The sequence below is a fragment of the Streptomyces sp. NPDC007346 genome (genome assembly GCF_040703535.1).
GTDB lineage: Bacteria > Actinomycetota > Actinomycetes > Streptomycetales > Streptomycetaceae > Streptomyces.
Map to the genome: position 1 here is coordinate 77,484 of NZ_JBEYKR010000005.1, position 16,406 is coordinate 93,889.

General features: G+C 71.8%; 15 protein-coding genes and 1 other RNA gene. 8 read left to right on the forward strand and 8 right to left on the reverse strand.

Annotated features, from left to right (window positions below; genetic code table 11):
- Positions 1–23: 23 nt before the first annotated feature.
- Entirely contained in the window at positions 24–779 is a 756-nt protein-coding gene (locus AB0917_RS03105) for a MerR family transcriptional regulator (protein WP_366817698.1), read from the reverse strand.
- Between the two features lie 239 nt (positions 780–1,018).
- On the opposite strand from AB0917_RS03105, the gene rnpB reads away from it, so the two are divergent.
- From rnpB to AB0917_RS03125, 4 genes are all read left to right on the forward strand, one after another.
- Positions 1,019–1,428: RNase P RNA component class A (rnpB, locus tag AB0917_RS03110), an RNA gene on the forward strand.
- Positions 1,429–1,730: 302 nt separating this feature from the next.
- A complete protein-coding gene (locus AB0917_RS03115; RefSeq protein WP_366817699.1) occupies positions 1,731–2,999 on the forward strand; it encodes a DUF262 domain-containing protein in 1,269 nt (422 codons plus the stop codon).
- On the forward strand, positions 2,996–4,120 hold the full coding sequence (locus tag AB0917_RS03120) for a DUF3696 domain-containing protein (RefSeq protein ID WP_366817700.1): 1,125 nt from the start codon (positions 2,996–2,998) through the stop codon (positions 4,118–4,120). Before AB0917_RS03115 ends, AB0917_RS03120 begins: the two co-directional genes overlap by 4 nt.
- A 29-nt stretch (positions 4,121–4,149) precedes the next feature.
- Positions 4,150–5,082, forward strand: coding sequence for a hypothetical protein (locus AB0917_RS03125; RefSeq protein WP_366817701.1), 933 nt, complete (start codon positions 4,150–4,152; stop codon positions 5,080–5,082).
- A 153-nt stretch (positions 5,083–5,235) separates the two neighbouring features.
- Here the strand turns inward: AB0917_RS03125 and AB0917_RS03130 are convergent, their stop codons facing one another.
- Positions 5,236–5,640, reverse strand: coding sequence for a hypothetical protein (locus tag AB0917_RS03130; RefSeq protein WP_366817702.1), 405 nt, complete (start codon positions 5,638–5,640; stop codon positions 5,236–5,238).
- A gap of 143 nt (positions 5,641–5,783) precedes the next feature.
- On the opposite strand from AB0917_RS03130, the gene AB0917_RS03135 reads away from it, so the two are divergent.
- The gene (locus AB0917_RS03135; protein WP_366817703.1) at positions 5,784–6,269 is read left to right on the forward strand and encodes a GNAT family N-acetyltransferase; all 486 of its coding nucleotides are present in this window, start codon (positions 5,784–5,786) and stop codon (positions 6,267–6,269) included.
- A gap of 14 nt (positions 6,270–6,283) precedes the next feature.
- Here the strand turns inward: AB0917_RS03135 and AB0917_RS03140 are convergent, their stop codons facing one another.
- Positions 6,284–7,186 carry a glycosyltransferase gene (locus AB0917_RS03140; protein ID WP_366817704.1) on the reverse strand — a complete coding sequence of 301 codons (903 nt, stop codon included), beginning with the start codon at positions 7,184–7,186 and terminating at the stop codon, positions 6,284–6,286.
- 76 nt (positions 7,187–7,262) lie between these two features.
- Entirely contained in the window at positions 7,263–7,934 is a 672-nt protein-coding gene (locus AB0917_RS03145) for a GNAT family protein (RefSeq protein ID WP_366817705.1), read from the reverse strand.
- A 212-nt stretch (positions 7,935–8,146) separates the two neighbouring features.
- Between AB0917_RS03145 and AB0917_RS03150 the strand changes: the two genes are divergently transcribed.
- Positions 8,147–9,172 (forward strand): hypothetical protein, encoded by a 1,026-nt coding sequence (locus tag AB0917_RS03150; protein WP_366817706.1) that lies wholly within the window; start codon positions 8,147–8,149, stop codon positions 9,170–9,172.
- Positions 9,173–9,376: 204 nt separating this feature from the next.
- Here the strand turns inward: AB0917_RS03150 and AB0917_RS03155 are convergent, their stop codons facing one another.
- The 3 genes from AB0917_RS03155 to AB0917_RS03165 all read right to left on the reverse strand — a co-directional run bounded on the left by AB0917_RS03155 (position 9,377) and on the right by AB0917_RS03165 (position 11,796).
- Positions 9,377–10,234: a PhzF family phenazine biosynthesis isomerase gene (locus AB0917_RS03155; RefSeq protein WP_366817707.1), complete on the reverse strand. Its 858-nt coding sequence runs from the start codon at positions 10,232–10,234 to the stop codon at positions 9,377–9,379.
- 93 nt (positions 10,235–10,327) lie between these two features.
- Entirely contained in the window at positions 10,328–10,807 is a 480-nt protein-coding gene (locus tag AB0917_RS03160; protein ID WP_366817708.1) for a lamin tail domain-containing protein, read from the reverse strand.
- A 233-nt stretch (positions 10,808–11,040) separates the two neighbouring features.
- A complete protein-coding gene (locus AB0917_RS03165) occupies positions 11,041–11,796 on the reverse strand; it encodes an SDR family oxidoreductase (RefSeq protein ID WP_366817709.1) in 756 nt (251 codons plus the stop codon).
- A 418-nt stretch (positions 11,797–12,214) separates the two neighbouring features.
- Between AB0917_RS03165 and AB0917_RS03170 the strand changes: the two genes are divergently transcribed.
- Complete coding sequence (locus AB0917_RS03170) at positions 12,215–13,738, forward strand: alkaline phosphatase D family protein (protein WP_366817741.1); 1,524 nt, start codon at positions 12,215–12,217, stop codon at positions 13,736–13,738.
- A 7-nt stretch (positions 13,739–13,745) separates the two neighbouring features.
- On the opposite strand, the gene AB0917_RS03175 is transcribed toward AB0917_RS03170, so the two are convergent.
- Entirely contained in the window at positions 13,746–14,741 is a 996-nt protein-coding gene (locus tag AB0917_RS03175) for a Gfo/Idh/MocA family oxidoreductase (RefSeq protein WP_366817710.1), read from the reverse strand.
- A gap of 90 nt (positions 14,742–14,831) precedes the next feature.
- Here AB0917_RS03175 and AB0917_RS03180 point away from each other — a divergent pair, with 90 nt between their 5' ends.
- The gene (locus AB0917_RS03180; RefSeq protein ID WP_366817711.1) at positions 14,832–16,286 is read left to right on the forward strand and encodes a multidrug effflux MFS transporter; all 1,455 of its coding nucleotides are present in this window, start codon (positions 14,832–14,834) and stop codon (positions 16,284–16,286) included.
- Positions 16,287–16,406 lie beyond the last annotated feature (120 nt).

Below are 16,406 nucleotides of genomic sequence, written 5' to 3' on the forward strand. Positions count from 1 at the left end.
CCCCGCCGCCCCCGCCCCCGTACTCACGAACTCCTCCTCTGTGCGCCGCGCAACCGTTCGGTCATCGCTTCCATGGCCAGGCGCACCACCTCGCGCTGCGCGGGCGGGTAGTCGTCGAGCAGCGCCCGCCCGACCCCCGTCGTCAGCGAGGCCCCCTCCGGGATCACCGCCAGGGCCTCATCCGGTACGGCGGCGGCGAGGTCGGCGGCCAGCGGCGCGATACGGGGATCGTCCGCCCCGGCCCCGGCCAGCTCGTCCAGCCGCTCGTACAGCGCCGCGACCCCGGGGTCCTCGGCCAGCGGCCGCAGCGCCGCGTACACCTCGGCCCCCGACCCGCCGCCCGCAGCGTCCAGCAACGCCAGATGCTCGCGGTCCTTGGCGGCGGCGGGGGACCCGGTGGCGGGCGCACCTTCCAGCAGTGCGGCGAGGCCGGGGGAGAGCGGCCCGTCCGAGGCGGGCGGCGCCTCCAGGAGCGCGGCCAGCACCCGCCGCCGCTCCCGGATCTCCCGCTCCTGCCGGGCCAGGTCCGCGTCCAGCTCACCGAGCACCTCGGCCGGCTCCCGCCCCGCGTCGTCGGCGAGCACGTCCCGCACCTCGTCCAGGGAGAGCCCGATCTCGGTCAGCCGCCGGATGCGGGCCAGCAGCACGGCATCGCGGACGGTGTACGCGCGGTAGCCGTTGGCCCGCCGGGCGGGCTCGGGCAGCAGCCCGATGTGGTGGTAGTGCCGGACGGCCCGGGAGGTGACTCCGACGAGCGCGGCGATCTCTCCGATACGCATGCGGCCAGTAGAAACCCTGACGCTGCGACAAGGTCAAGCGCCGCTTCCGCCGTGTCCGCCGTGTCCGCCGTGTCCGCCGTGTCCGCCGCTTCCGCCGTCTCCGCCGCCCGCGTCGCTTCCACCCGTGATCCCGTACGGAAAGCCGCTCCCGCTCCCCGAGCCCTTCGCCTTCGACCTGGAGACCGACGACCTCGGCTGAGCCGTCCCCAGGGGCCCGGTAGGATGGCGGGTACGGCAGACGAGTCGTGCGGACGGCCGCGTGAGGATCCCTCGGGACCCTCCCGAGGAACGTCCGGGCTCCACAGGGCAGGGTGGTGGCTAACGGCCACCCGGGGTGACCCGCGGGACAGTGCCACAGAAAACAGACCGCCCGGGACTCCGGTCCCGGGTAAGGGTGAAACGGTGGTGTAAGAGACCACCAGCGCTTGAGGTGACTCAGGCGGCTAGGTAAACCCCACCCGGAGCAAGGTCAAGAGGGGTCGTTCCGGAAACGGGACGGCCCTGCGTGAACGTTCGAGGGCTGCTCGCCCGAGTTCACGGGTAGACCGCACGAGGCCGGCAGCAATGCCGGTCCTAGATGGATGGCCGTCTCCCCGGCCGCCGCGAGGCGACCGGGCGACAGAACCCGGCGTACAGCGCGGCTCGTCTGCCTCTCAGGGTTTTTGACCAGTGGAAACGCGGGTCGGAGGTCCTCCCCGGCTGCTCACGGGCCTGGCGAGCATCGCTCGCCGCTGAGAGACGCCCTGCACCGAGCCGGGAATCTCCTCGGTGGCCCGCCCGCCGACATCAGGGCGACGGAGCCGGCGGACGAAGAAACCGGGGCGACCGCCCGTGCTCCCACTGCGCCGATCGCTCAGCCGTCACCACCGGATCACGGCCGGTAGGGTGAGCTGTGACCAGCACCGACGGGTGAGACCCGGCAGGACACGAGGGTGAGGGCGACGAGACGACATGGCCGCGCCGGAGGACAGCAGCCAGGGGCGCACACGGGACCGGAGATCGGTCTACGAGCGGTACCAGGAGACGACGGGGGAGAACGACTCCCTCAGCCTGGATGAGCTCATGCTCACCGCCAGGGAAACTGCCTCCGACGGCCGGTTCACCGATGTCGAGCGGGAGGGCACCGAGGAGGGCGTCGACCAGATCACCTCGCCCTTCGACCCCGAGCACATCGACATCGAGACCCGCAACACGACGGTCGACCTGCTGCTCTCCAGGCTCCGTAACGAGATGATCGACCTTGCCCCCGACTTCCAGCGCCGGGCCGGTATCTGGACCGACGAGAAGCAGAGCCGCCTGATCGAATCGCTGCTCCTGCGTATTCCCATTCCGTCCTTCTACGCCGCTGAACAGAAGGACGGCAGCTGGGCCATCGTGGACGGCATCCAGCGCCTGACCTCGATCGCGCGTTTTCTCGACGCGGAGACGGTCGGCGCCGAGCCCTTGCGGCTCAAGGGGCTGGAGTACCTTCTCAATTTCACGGGGGCCGGCTTCCGCGACCTCTCGGGCAAGTTGCAGATCCGGTTGCGCGAGACGGAGGTCGTCGTCCACGTCATCCGGCGCGGTACCCCCGAGCCGGTCATGTTCAATGTCTTCGCCCGTATCAACACCGGCGGGGAACCCCTCACCCGTCAGGAGATCCGGCACGCGCTGATCCCGGGCCGCGCCAGGACCTTCCTCGCCGAGCTTGCCGAGTCCGAGGAGTTCCGCCGGGCGACCGGCAACAGCGTGGTCGGTGACCGGATGGCCGACCGTGAGATGGCACTGCGCTTTCTGGCCTTCCGGCTCACGCCTCCGGACGGATACCGCACCGGGGACTTCGACAGGTTCCTGGCCGAGGCCATGCACCGCATCAACCGCTGCGAGCCTGCGGACGAGGAGCACCTGCGCACCGAGTTCAGCAAGGCCATGGAAGCCGCCGAAGCGGTCTTCGGTGTCCACGCCTTCCGTAAGTACCGTTCGGGCCAGCAGCGCAAGTCACCCATCAACAAGGCCCTGTTCGAGGCCATCGCGGTGAACCTGGCAGCGCTGGGCCCGGAGCAGCACGACAGGCTGAGTCAGTTGGACACGCTGGACGCGTTCGCGGACCTCATGGAGGACTCCGAGTTCGAGCGGTCCATCTCCGTGGCCACCGGTGACCCCAAGAAGGTACGGAAGCGGTTCGAGGCCGTACAGGAACTCTTCGAGGACCTCCTCGACCAAGGAGACGTCCGACAGTGATCACCCGACTCACCCTGGTCAACTTCAAGGCGTTCCGCCGGCTCGAACTCGCGATGGGGCCGCTGACCCTCCTGACCGGGCTGAACTCCTCAGGCAAGAGCAGTGTTCTCCAGTCCCTCGCACTGCTTCTCCAGTCGTTCGGACGTGGTCGGGCGGCGTCCCCCGAAGAAGGGCTGATGCTCAACGGTGAACTGGTCGAGCTGGGCACGGCGCGCGATCTGCTGCATGACGACTTCGGCCCCGCGGACGACCTGCTCGTCACCGACGCTCCGCTGGTCGGCGTCGTGGTCGAAGCGGGCGGGACAGGCAGGTTCATCGCCCGCTACGACCTTGACGAGCCCGACGAGGACGCGATGGAGGCCTACGACTTCCCTGGAGGCTGGTCGCTCCTCGACGTGCCTTTCCAGTACCTCCACGCAGATCGCATCACCCCTGCCGTCACCTACCCGCGTACCCGTCAGATCGCCCTCGGCCCCGGCTTCCTGGGGGTGCGAGGCGAACACACCGTCAACTACCTCCGCCACCATGCCGAGCATGAGGTTCCCGACGGCCCGCTGCGCCACTCCGCAGCCACGTCCCCGCAGCTCCTGGACCAGACCGTCGCCTGGATGCAGGAACTCTGCCCCGGCGTGAACCTCAATGCCTCCGCCGTCGAGGGCACCGACTTCGTCCGCCTCTCCTACGGCTTCGGCGGCACCGCCGGCATCAACGCCACCCGCCGCCGCCGCCCCACCAACGTCGGCTTCGGACTCACGTACGCGCTGCCGATCGTCGTCGCCTGCCTCACCGCGACACCTGAGAGCCTGATCCTCCTGGAGAACCCGGAGGCCCACCTCCACCCCAAGGGCCAGAGCCGGATGGCCGCGCTGATCGCCGCCGCTGCTGCCACCGGCGCCCAGTTGATCGTCGAGACGCACAGCGATCACGTCCTCAACGGTGTACGCATCGCGGTGAAACAGGAGGCACTCCGGCCCGAGGACGCGGTCATCCACTTCTTCCGCGGCAACGGCTCGGGCGCCGAGGTCATCACCCCTCGCGTCGACAAGGACGGCATGCTCGCCCAGTGGCCCGAAGGGTTCTTCGACGAGTGGGAGAACTCACTCGACCAACTCCTGGACTGACCGGGCCGACGGAATCGAGGGGGAAGCCCGTGCCGCTGCTGTTCCTGAACGAGAAATCCTGGACCACGACGTGTGACCAGGCTCGTGCCGACGAGGCCATGGCCGAGTTCGTCGACGCCGTGCGCGCCGTTGCCAACGAGGACCGGGAGGAGACCGCTCTCGTCAGCGAAACCGGACTCGATGCGCTGGAAATCGCCGAGGGCTATCCGGTCCGGAAGTGGATCGGCAACAGCCCGAAGAACCACGTTCGTTGGCAGCGCCTCCGTGCTCTGCAGAACAGATCCCCGGTCCGCAGTGTCTACCCGGCGCCGGATGCCGACGGCGGCCTGGAATACAGCCACGGTGGCGAGATTGCCCTCGGCCTCGGCGCCGCGCACTTCATGGACGGCATCGCGGTCAGCCTGCCGGTGGCCCCCGAGTGGCAGACACCCACGGTCAGCCTCGACCGCAGCGAACTCGTCGAACTCGATGACGGATCCCTGGAGTTCGAGCAGGAGACAGTCGATGTGCGGCACGTGTCCGCCTTGCCGCACGTCGATGAATACCGCCCCTGGATCCGGAAGTCGAGCCTGGCCAGGGCTGCCACCGGCCGCCAGATCTGGGAGCGCAGAGCTGACCTGTACCCGCACCTCCAGTTTCTGTGCCGTACCGAGGCCCAGCTCAGCGACCTCGACCCGCGCTGGATTGTGCCGGTGCGGCGCGGCCTGGACCGGCTGGAGGCCGCGGCCGAGGCCTGGGACCCTGCGGCGACGCCCGAGCCCGAGTGGCAGAGCAAGGTGACCCCGGAAGGCGAGACGCGCAAGCGCGTGTGCCGGTTCGAGGACTTCGACGGAACGTCGGCGACCTTCCACCTCCATGCTCGCTTCACCCCAGGAGCCGGACGTATCCACTTCCGGCTGATCGGGGTGGAAGGCAAGATCCGTATCGCGCACATCGGCAGCAAGATCCGCCCGGATCTCTGACCCTCGTCAGCACGGGCGTCTCCTGTCCTTCTGGCTCCTGCCGATTCGGGTGGGGCCTCCTGCGGCTGCTGACACTTTCCGTGAGTGACGGCTCTCCCGGCGTGCGGCGCGGCTCGTCAGCCGGTGCGCGGCCAGGGGCTCCAGCCCGGGGTTTCACCCGGCCGTGGGCCCCTTCTCCGTCGGCGGCTCGGCCGGCCAGCGGTCCGTCAGCTCCTCGGCGTACACCTGCGAGAGCGGCTGCGGGCCCACGTACTGCTGGCAGTTGCACTGCCCGGCCTCGTAGCGCAGCGGCTTCTTGTTCTCGTCCCAGGCCGTCGGGGCCTCGACCTGTTCGTGGCACCGGCCCCGCTTGTCGTGCTTGGCGAGGTGGTGGGTGCAGCCGCACACCGGCTCCGGTGCCTTGTGCGCGGCCTCCAGCGCGAGGCGCTCCTGCTTCGCCGCCTCCAGCAGTTCCAGTTTCCGTTCGTGCCGGTGGCGCAGGGCCGTGCGGGCGGTGTCGGCCGCCCAGGCGAATCCGCCGGTCCAGAAAAGGATCAGAATCCACCAGATCCAGTGCATCGCGATCTACCTCCCCCTGTGCCCCCTGGCCTCCCGGCGCACGGTATTTCACCTGCGCCCCGGCCCCTTCGCATGATCTGCTGCGCGGGGTCATTGTTCCCCACCCGCACGGGGGAGGACAGGCGGCACGGAGAGCAGGAGTGATGCGAGTGACGGAGAACGCGGACGACGACGTACGGATACGCCCGGCCGTGCCCCGGGACGCGGAGGCCGTCACCGGGGTCTTCCTGGCGTCCCGCGCCGCCGCCATGCCGTACCTGCCCCGCCTCCACAGCGACGAGGACACCCTCGCCTGGATCACCCATGCCGTGCTGCCCACCAGCACCGCGGTCTGGGTGGCCGAGGAGGCGGGGGAGGGCGGTGCGCTGCTCGGGTTCGCCGTGCTGGCCGGGGATGGCGAGCTGGACCACCTCTACCTGCGGCCCGACGCGCTGCGGCGCGGGATCGGGAGCCGGTTGCTGGCCGAGGTGCGGGAAGCCGCGGACGGGCCGCTGACCCTGTACGTGTTCCAGCGCAACGCCCCCGCCCGCGCCTTCTACGAGCGGCACGGCTTCACCGCCGTCGCGTTCGACGACGGCGGCCGCAACGAGGAGGGGGGGCCGGACGTCCTCTACCGCTGGACCCCGTAGAGCGGGGCGGCGGATCAGATGACCGGGGGCCGGCCCAGCCTCGTCATCCGCCACACCGTCGACCAGCGCATCGGTCGCCGCTCGCCGCACGGGGTGCGGACGCCCTCCGCGAAGCCGCCCGCCCAGGCGCGCAGGCCCTTCGCGTCGCGGGTGCGGGCCAGGGTGAGCAGGGTCCAGGTGGAGAGGTAGGCCGGGACCAGGGGGAGGGGCAGGTTGCGGCGGGCCAGCCAGACGCGGTTGCGGGCCGTCATCCGGTAGTACACCGCGTGCCGGGCCGGGGACGTCTTCGGGTGCTGGAGCAGCAGCTCCGGCTCGTACAGCACCGTCCAGCCCGCGTCCAGCGCGCGCCAGGCGAGGTCCGTCTCCTCGTGGGTGAAGAAGAACTCCGCGGGCCACAGACCCGTCTGGGCCAGCATCTTCATGGAGAAGGCGTGGCCGCCGCCGAGGAACGCGGTGACCGGGCCGCCGCGCATCGGGTCGCCCGCGCGCAGCCGGGGCACGTGCCGGCGCTGGGTCTCGCCGTGCTCGTCGGCGATCCGGAAGCCGACGATGCCGAGCCGGTCGTCGGCGGCGAAGTGGTTCCGGACCCGGCGGAAGACGTCCTTGTCGACCAGGAGCCCGTCGTCGTCCAGCTCGATCACCACGTCCACGTCACCGATCTCGGCGAGCCTGCGCAGCCCCTCGTTCCGGCCACCCGGGCAGCCCAGGTTCTCCGGCAGCTCGATGGTGGTCACCCCGCCGTCGAGGTCCTCCAGGCCGGGGACGGCGGAGAAGTCCGGCAGCGTGGTCCCGTTGCCGATGATCACGAGCCGGGTGGGCCGGACGTCCTGCATGGCGACGGACGCCAGCAGCGCCTCGACCGCCTGCGGGCGGTCACCCATGGTCACGACGGATACGCCGATGCGTGGTGCGGACAAGTTCGGTACTCCTGGAGCTCGGCTGCCGTGCGGCTGCTGGTCGGCAGCGGTGCCCGCGATCGTAACGCCTCGGCGTTCAGTCCACGGTTACCGCCCGGCCATCCACCGGCCCGTCGCCGTTCAGGAGCCCGTACACGGCCATGTCGCGGCGCCGGTCGCCCACCTGCTGCCAGCCGCGCAGCAGCCCCTCGTACCGGTAGCCGACGTCCTCGGCGATCCGGGCGGAGGCGGTGTTCCAGGGCTCGACGAAGAGCTGGAGGCGGGGGACGCCGAGGTCGTGCAGCGCCCAGCCCGTCACCGTACGCAGAGCGGCACGGGTGACCCCCTGGCCGCGCCCGGAGGCGACCATCCAGTACCCGATCGAGGCCCGGCCCTCCGGGAGGTCCCGCAGCCGGAGCCCGATGGCTCCCACCGGGCGTCGGTCCCGGGAGCGGACGATGGCGAAGGGGTATTCGGCGCCCGTGGCCGCCTGCTCCCACTGCCTGCGGACGAACGCCTCGGCGGCCCTGTCCGAGTAGCGGGCCGGGATGGTGCTGATGAGCGGGATGTACGGGTCCTGCGCGGCCTCGCGGACCAGCGGCAGGTCGCTCATCTCCCAGGGGCGCAGGACGAAGTACGGGCCCGCGGACATGCTGGGGACGGTCAGCGGGCGGGGACCGGACCTGGAGTTGGCGTCGGTATCGGTGTTGGTGTTGGTGTTGGTGTCGGGGGTGGGGGCGGGCGTGGGCTCAGGCTTGGCGTCAGCCATGTCCGTATCCTCCCGCGTTCGACCGGGTTCCGCCCATCGGCCGGTGGTGACTTCACCCGTCGGCCGGTGGTCTCCCCCCCCCATGTCTCGGCGGTCGGCCTCCGCCCGGCGGCCTCATCACGCTGTGCCGCCTCAGGATGCGGAGAGGAGGGGGCGGGCCTTCTCCCGGACCGGCTTCGCGGCGCCCGACAGCGCGTCGATAAAGTGCTGGAATGATATTCGGCAAGGCCGGGTTCGGGGGAGCGGTCGCGGACTTCGAGGCCGCGGTGGTGGCCCAGGACGCGAAACGGTCCGGCAAGGCGTTCGTCCGGTTGCAGGAGACCTTCGGGCAGGCCAAGGAGGCGGAGCTGCTGGGCGGCGGGCCGCGCCTCGCCGCCGTACTGGAGCAGGTCCCGCCCAGCCCCCGTGCCGTCGTCGCCGTCCTCGTCGGGGCGTGCGTCGAGCGCGGCGCCGACGCCGAGCGCTGCGCCCCGGGCGTACTGGCCGGGCTGCGGGCGGCGCTCGGGGCGGCTGTAGCGTTCGCCGAGGCGTGGGCGGCCACCGGTGGCGGGGCGTTCCCCGTGCCGGACGCCGGTGAGCCGGGCGAGGAGATCGTCGAGCGGGCGGGGTTCGAGGCGGCGGTCGGCTGGTGGACGCTGCCCCAGTGGGAGATGGCGGCCGTCGCCCTGCTGAACCACCGGACGGTACGCGGCGGAGCCGACGGGAGCCGGGACGGGCTGCTGCGGCTGCTCACCGCCGTGGAGCAGGCGTCCGGCCGGCAGTTCCGGTCCCTCCGCTACGCCCTCCAGGTGCTGGACGACGAACCGCTCGTCGCGCTCCACCGCACGAGCGGCACCGGCTACGCCCTGCGGATCTTCGGTATCGGCGACAACTTCCAGCTGCACACCCTGCTCGCCGACGCGCTCATAGGCGGCGGCCATGTGGCGGGCCGCGCCCCCTCGCCGCAGGAGGCGGCCGTCTGCCGGGTGACTCCGGGGCAGGTGGAGACCGTGGGCTCCTTCGACCTGACCGCCCCGGACGGCGGCCGGCTGTGGAACGAGGGGACGCCCGCGGACATCCCCGTCGTCGACGGCGTACGCCTGCTGGTGCTGGACGAGCCGTCCTCCCGGCGGTCCTGGCCCGCCGGCCGCTTCTTCCCGGGCATGCGCGGTGACGTCATCCTGGAACGTGCCCTCGAACCGGAGGAGACGGAGGGCTGGTTCGCCCGTGTCTCCCCGGCCAAGGAACTCACCGGCTGACCGACCCGGTGCCGGTCAGCGGCTGACCCGGTGCGGCTCAGCGCCTGGCCTGGCACAGCTCAGTGCCTGACCCGGTACAGCTCACGGGCTGATCCGACACAGCCCACCGCTGCCCCGGTCCAGCTCACCGCTGCCCCGGTCCAGCTCACCGGCCGACACCCGGTCCAGCTTCCCGGCCGCCCTCCGCCCCGTACAAGCGGCGTCTCAGCCGATCCGGGTGCCCGTCCCGCTGACCCGGACGCGGTCGTCTCCGGCGCGCAGCTCGACCGTGAGGGTGCCGGGGCGGCCCATGTCCGCGCCCTGGTGCAGGGTCAGCGCGGCCGCCGCCTCCGGGGCGAGCCCCAGCTCGCGTACGTACGCGCCGAAGGCGGCCGCCGCCGCGCCGGTCGCCGGGTCCTCGACCACCCCGCCCACCGGGAACGGGTCCCGCACGTGGAAGACCTCCGGGGCCTCGCGCCACACGAGTTGCAGGGTGGTCAGCTCCAGCCGGTGCATCAGCGCTTCGAGCCGTGCGAAGTCGTACGCGAGGTCCGCGAGCCGCTCGCGGGTCGCGGCGGCCAGCACCAGATGGCGGGCGCCCGCGTAGGCGATCCGGGGCGGCAGGGCGGGGTCGAGGTCGGCGGACGCCCAGTCCAGGGCCGCCAGCGCCTCCGTGAGGTCCGCCGCGTCGACCCCCGTGACGTGCGGGACCACGCTGGTCAGGGTGGCCCGGAGCTCGCCGCCCTCGGGGGTGACGGTGACCGGCACCTGACCCGCGGCCGTGGTGAACTCCAGCGTGCCCGGCCCGTCCCGTTCGGCCAGCGCGATGGCGGTGGCGACCGTGGCGTGACCGCAGAACGGCACCTCGGCCTTCGGGCTGAAGTAGCGGACGGTGTACGCGCCTTCGCCGGTCCGCTCCGTGAGGAACGCCGTCTCGCTGTAGCCCACCTCCGCCGCGACGGCGAGCATCTGCCCCTCGTCGAGCCCCGACGCGTCCAGGACGACCCCTGCGGGGTTTCCGCCCTCGGGGTCGGCGGAGAAGGCGGTGTAGCGCAGGACCTCGGGCGCGGAATCACGTGTCATGGTGCAGTCCAACTCCGCCGCCGCTCCCGGCATTCCCGTCCGCGTACGGCTGCCGCGGTCACCGGACCGCGGCAGCCCTGCGCGCGATGACCGTCAGTGGCAGTTCTTGATGCCCTTGTTCGCCACGGTCGACTTCCCCCAGGAGCAGGAGTCCTGGAGCTTCCCGTTCGGCTTGATCAGCCGGGCCTTGTCACCGGTGTTGTTCCAGACGTACGAGCCCCGGTTCCAGTGCACGGTTCCCGAAACGTTCTTGCCCTTGCCGGTGCGCAGCTTGACGGTCTTGCCGGCGCCGATCGTGTAGCTGCCGAAGGTGTAGGTGAAGCCGTTGTTGTCCTTCACCTTGTAGCCCTTGAGCTGGACCTTCGCCTTGCCGTTGTTGTGGACGTTCACCCACTCGGCGTTCAGCGACTTCGTCGACCGGTCGTCCTTGCCGGGACCGTCGTACTGGATGAGGCCGAAGTGCAGCCCGCCCTGGTGGGCGGCCGCCGAGGCCGGTGCTGCCGTGGCGAGGAGCGAGCCGGCCAGAGCGGTGGCGGCGGCCAGGGCGATCGGCGCAGCGGTGCGTATGCGCATGCGGTGTTCCTTCTGTGGTGTTCTGGTGAAGGTGTAACGAGACGCGATCATACGGTCAGTACGCGCTTGCCTGCCCAGGAGTGCGGAAATCTGCAAACTCTGTCATCTGGCGGCTAGTTCGGACAGAAACGGTCACATCTGAAAGGTGAGATCCCGCCGCCCGCCGCCCGCCGCCCGCCGCCCGCCGCCCGCCGCCCGTCTCTCGCCTCTTGCCTCTCGCCCCCCCCGGCCCCTCAGCCCCGGCCCACGTACGGCATGTCCGTCGCCATGACCGTCAGGAAGGGGATGTTCGCCTCCAGCGGCAGCCCCGCCATGTGCACCACGGTCCGCGCCACGTCGGCCGCCGCCATCACCGGCTCCACCGCCAGCTCCCCGTTGGCCTGGCGGACCCCGGTCCGCATCCGCTCGGTCATCTCGGTCGCCGCGTTGCCGATGTCGATCTGGCCGCAGGCGATCCGGTACGGCCGCCCGTCCAGCGACAGCGACTTCGTCAGCCCGGTGATCGCGTGCTTGGTCGCGGTGTAGGCGACCGAGTCCGGGCGCGGTGCGTGGGCGGAGATCGAGCCGTTGTTGATGATCCGGCCGCCCTGCGGGTCCTGCTCCTTCATCAGCCGGTACGCCGCCTGCGCGCAGAGGAACGCCCCCGTCAGGTTCACGTCCACCACCGCCCGCCAGTCCGCCGCCGCGAGATCCTCCACCGGCACGCCCCCGGGCCCGAACGTGCCCGCGTTGTTGAAGAGCAGGTCCAGCTGGCCGAACCGCTCCCGTACGGCGGTGAACAGCGCGCCCACCTCGTCCTCCTCGGTCACGTCCGTGGTGACGCACAGCGCGTCCGGCGACCCTGAGGCGGCGGCCGTCTCCGCCAGCGGCTCCGCCCGCCGGCCCGCGAGCGCGAGCGACCACCCGGCCTGCGCGAGGGCGAGCGCGACGGCCCGCCCGATCCCCGAACCCGCACCCGTGACGACCGCGACTTTCCGTTCAGTGTCCATGGGCCGGGAGCGTACGGGAGCGTACGGGAGGGGTGCGGGAGAGGCACGGGAGCAGTACCGGAGAGGTCGGTGCATGGGGCACGCGGTGCTCATCGACCCGCCATGCGGATGTTGTGCACGCGACAACGGCGCGTCGCGCGCCGGCGGTGCGCTGGATTCCGACACCATCCGGCAGCATCCGGCAAGCGAGGGGCATATGACAGCCGCACAGACGTTCACGGCGCCCGGCCAGGGTGACCGATCAGCTCAGGGTGACAGATCGGCTCAGGATGGCCGATCGGCCCAGGGTGACCGATCAGCTCAGAGCAGCCGGTCCGGCGAACCCGCCACCGCCACCACCCGGTCGTCCCGGCCCGGCGGCCTCGGCCGCCGCCGGCTGCTCACCGGGGCCGGAGCCGCCGCCGCGCTCGCCTTCACGATGAACCTGCCCGCCGCCGGCACGGCGAGCGCCGCCGAGCTGGACGCCCGCAGAATCACCGAGGACCCCTTCACCCTCGGCGTCGCCTCCGGCGACCCGCTCCCCGGCTCCGTCCTCATCTGGACCCGGCTCGCCCCCCGCCCCTACGAGCCCGGCGGCGGCCTCCCGGCCGGCCGCGTCCAGGTGAGCTGGGAGCTGGCGCACGACGAGGGGTTCCGCCGTATCGCGCGGCGCGGATCGGTCACCGCCCACCCGGAGTTCGCCCACAGTGTCCGCGCCGACGTCCAGGGCCTCGACCCCGGCCGCGCCTACCACTACCGCTTCCGCACCGGCAGCTGGACCAGCCCGGCCGGCCGCACCCGCACCGCGCCCGCCGCCGGAGCCCGTAACAGCTCCCTCACCCTGGCCGCCGTCTCCTGCCAGGCGTACCACGACGGGTACTTCACCGCCTACCGCCACCTGGCCGCCGAGGACGTCGACGTGGTCTTCCACCTCGGGGACTACCTCTACGAGTACGCCGTCAACGCCACCGGCGGCGCCCGCGACTACACCGACCGCCGCCTCCCCGCCCACTTCAACCGGGAGACGGTCACGCTGGAGGACTACCGGCTGCGCTACGCCCTCTACAAGTCCGACCCGGACCTGCGCGCCGCCCACGCCGCCCACCCCTTCGTCGTCACCTGGGACGACCACGAGACCGAGAACAACTACGCGGGCGAGATCCCCGAGAACGACGTGCCGCCCGAGGAGTTCCTGCTGCGGCGGGCCGCCGCGTACCGCGCGTACTGGGAGAACCAGCCCCTGCGCACCCCGCAGCGCCCCACCGGCCCCGACATGCGGCTCTACCGCCGCCTCACCTTCGGCCGGCTCGCGCAGTTCGACATCCTCGACACCCGCCAGTACCGCAGCGACCAGGCGTACGGGGACGGCTGGCGCACCCCGGGCCCGGAGTCCGAGGACCCCGCGCGCACGATGACCGGGGCCGCCCAGGAACGCTGGCTGACCGACGGCTGGCGCGCCTCCGCCGCCACCTGGAACGTCGTGCCGCAGCAGGTCGCCTTCGCCCGGCGGCGGGACGTGCCCACCGACGCCTACAAGCTCTCCATGGACGCCTGGGACGGCTACCCGGCCTCCCGGCAGCGCGTACTGGCCGGGGCCGAGTCGGCCGGGGTGGAGAACCTGATGGTGCTGACCGGCGACGTCCATGTCTCGTACGCCTTCGACCTGAAGAAGGACTTCGACGACCCCGCCTCACGGACCGTCGGCACGGAGATCGTCACCACCTCGATCTCCAGCGGCAAGGACGGCGCCGAGCGGCCCGCCAACTGGGAGAACCAGACCCGCGCCAACCCGCACATGAAGCACTACAACGGGCGGCGCGGCTATGCGCTCGTCACGCTCACGGAGAAGCAGGCCCGCGCCGACTTCCGTACGGTGTCGGCGGTCACGACCCCCGGGGCGCCGCTCTCCACGGCGGCCTCCTTCGTCACCGAGGCGGGGAACCCGGGGCTCAAGCCCGCGTAAGGGCAGGTCAGCGGTCTGCCGGGTAGCGGACGCCGATGCGGTCCCGTACCGCGTCGAGCGTCCGCATCACCGCCAGCGTGCCCTCCAGCGGGACGAGCGGGGACTCGCTCTCACCCGCCCGGACCGCGCGCATCACCTCGGCGGCCTCGTACTGCATGCCGGTCAGGCCCTGCGGCCCCGGGCCCGAGGTGACCGTCTCCGGCTCCTTGCCGGGCCGGTGCAGCACGAAGTGGTCCGGGTGGAAGAAGTCGCGCGGGAGGTCGATCCGCCCGGCGGTGCCGATGACCGTGGCCGCCGTCGGGTGGTGGCCGACGATCGAGCAGGAGAGCAGCGCGGTGGCGCCCGACTCCCAGCCCAGCAGCATCCCCGTGTTCAGGTCGACGCCCTCCGGCGAGAGCAGTGCGTCGGCCCGCACCCGGTCCGGCTCGCCCAGCAGCAGGTGGGCGAAGGAGACCGGGTAGACCCCGAGGTCCAGCAGCGCCCCGCCGCCGAGGTCCGGGTCGCGCAGCCGGTGGCCGGGGGCGACGTCGCCCGCGAAGCCGAAGTCCGCCTGTACGGTACGGATCTCGCCGATCGCCCCGTCCCGGACCAGCTCGGTCAGCCGGCGGACCACCGGGTTGACGTAGGTCCACATGGCCTCCATCAGGAAGAGACCGCGGTCCCGGGCGAGGGCCACCAGCTCCTTCGCCTCCCGGCTGTTGAGCGTGAACGCCTTCTCGCACAGCACATGCTTTCCGGCCCTCAGCGCGAGCCCGGCCGCCGCGTGGTGCGCCGAGTGCGGGGTGGCCACGTACACCACGTCGACCGTGTCGTCGGCGACCAGCTCCGCCCAGCTCCCGTAGGCCCGGGGGATGCCGTGGCGCTCGGCGAAGGCCCGTGCCGAGGTCTCCGTACGCGAGGCGACCGCCACCACCTCGGCGTCCGGCAGCGCCTGGACGTCCGCCGTGAAGGTCGCCGCTATGCCGCCCGTCGCCAGAACACCCCAGCGCACTGTCCCACTCATGCCCGCCCCCACCACCGTAGGAAAAAAAGGTAACGACCACTCCGGCCGAGCTGAGAGCATAGATGCGGATTCAACGATGTGGAGACGAGAATGCCGGACAGCGGCGGCAGCCGGGCCCAGCGAGAGCACATACCCACCTCCGGGACTCGTCCCGGAACCGATGCCGACAGCACGCCGTTCACCCCGCACGGTGACGCGGGCGCCCTCTCGGTCGACCCGGGCGCCCCGCGGGTGACCGCCCCCGCCGGCCTCCCGGGAAGCGCCGGCGCCAAGGGAGGCGCGGGCCGCCCAGGGGCCCCGGGCCTCCCGGCCCCCGAGGTCAAGACGGCCCGGCGCACCGGGTTCCTGGTCACCATGGTCCTCGGCGGGCTCACCGCGGTGCCGCCGCTCTCCATGGACATGTACCTCCCGGCGCTCCCCGCGGTCACCGACTCCCTCAGCGCCCCCGCCGCCACCATCCAGCTCACGCTGACGGCGTGCCTGGCCGGTATGGCGCTCGGCCAGCTCGTCGTCGGACCGATGAGCGACCGCTGGGGCCGGCGCAGGCCGCTGCTGCTCGGCATGGTCGTCTACGTCATCGCCACCGCGATCTGCGCCCTGGCCCCCTCCGTCGAACTCCTCATCGGCTTCCGCCTCCTCCAGGGGCTCGCGGGCGCGGCCGGCATCGTGATCGCCAGGGCGGTGGTGCGCGACCTCTACGACGGCGTGGAGATGGCCCGGTTCTTCTCCACCCTGATGCTGATCTCCGGCGTCGCCCCGATCATCGCCCCGCTGATCGGCGGGCAGGTGATGCGCTTCACCGACTGGCGCGGCATCTTCGTCGTGCTGACCGGCATCGGCATCGTGCTCACGCTCGTCGTCTGGAAGTGGCTGAAGGAGACCCTGCCTCCCGGCAGCCGCCACACCGGCGGGGTCGGCGAGGCCCTGCGCACCATGCGGGGGCTGCTCGCGGACCGGGTCTTCACCGGCTACATGGTCACCGGCGGGCTCGCCTTCGCCGTGCTGTTCGCGTACATCGCCGCCTCGCCGTTCGTCGTGCAGGAGATCTACGGGGCCTCCCCGCAGACCTTCAGCCTGCTGTTCGGCCTCAACTCGATCGGCCTGATCGCCGTCGGGCAGATCAACGGCAAGGTGCTGGTGGGCCGGATCAGCCTGGACAAGGTGCTCGGCTTCGGCCTCGCCGTCATCGTGCTCTCGGCCCTCGCGCTGCTGCTCATGACCACGGGCGTGTTCGGCGAGGTGGGCCTCGTGCCGATCGCCGCCGGACTCTTCGTGCTGATGTCGGCGATGGGTGTCGCGATGCCCAACACCAACGCCCAGGCGCTGATGCGCACCAAGCACGCGGCGGGCTCGGCCTCCGCGCTGCTCGGTACGTCCTCGTTCCTGATCGGGGCCATCGCCTCGCCGCTGGTCGGTATCGCGGGGGAGGCCACGGCCGTCCCGATGGCGGTCGTGCAGCTGGTGTGCGCGCTGGGAGCGGTCGGCTGCTTCCTGGGGCTGTGCCGCCCGTGGCAGCGGGCGGGGCGCGAGGCCGGGGGGCTCTGAGCCCTTGCGGGGGCCGGGGCCGGGGTCCTGAGGTTTGTGAGGCCGGGCCCGAGGTCTGTGGGGCCGGGCCCTGAGCCCTGCGGACCCGTTCGAGGTCTCAGTGGTTACGTCGGTGGGGCG

Coding starts and splice junctions, on each gene's coding strand:
- AB0917_RS03105 (WP_366817698.1), bottom strand. CDS start 779: ATGCGTATCGGAGAGATCGCCGCGCTCGTCGGAGTCACCTCCCGGGCC.
- AB0917_RS03115 (WP_366817699.1), top strand. CDS start 1,731: ATGGCCGCGCCGGAGGACAGCAGCCAGGGGCGCACACGGGACCGGAGA.
- AB0917_RS03130 (WP_366817702.1), bottom strand. CDS start 5,640: ATGCACTGGATCTGGTGGATTCTGATCCTTTTCTGGACCGGCGGATTC.
- AB0917_RS03135 (WP_366817703.1), top strand. CDS start 5,784: ATGCGAGTGACGGAGAACGCGGACGACGACGTACGGATACGCCCGGCC.
- AB0917_RS03145 (WP_366817705.1), bottom strand. CDS start 7,934: ATGGCTGACGCCAAGCCTGAGCCCACGCCCGCCCCCACCCCCGACACC.
- AB0917_RS03150 (WP_366817706.1), top strand. CDS start 8,147: ATGATATTCGGCAAGGCCGGGTTCGGGGGAGCGGTCGCGGACTTCGAG.
- AB0917_RS03155 (WP_366817707.1), bottom strand. CDS start 10,234: ATGACACGTGATTCCGCGCCCGAGGTCCTGCGCTACACCGCCTTCTCC.
- AB0917_RS03160 (WP_366817708.1), bottom strand. CDS start 10,807: ATGCGCATACGCACCGCTGCGCCGATCGCCCTGGCCGCCGCCACCGCT.
- AB0917_RS03165 (WP_366817709.1), bottom strand. CDS start 11,796: ATGGACACTGAACGGAAAGTCGCGGTCGTCACGGGTGCGGGTTCGGGG.
- AB0917_RS03170 (WP_366817741.1), top strand. CDS start 12,215: ATGAACCTGCCCGCCGCCGGCACGGCGAGCGCCGCCGAGCTGGACGCC.
- AB0917_RS03175 (WP_366817710.1), bottom strand. CDS start 14,741: ATGAGTGGGACAGTGCGCTGGGGTGTTCTGGCGACGGGCGGCATAGCG.
- AB0917_RS03180 (WP_366817711.1), top strand. CDS start 14,832: ATGCCGGACAGCGGCGGCAGCCGGGCCCAGCGAGAGCACATACCCACC.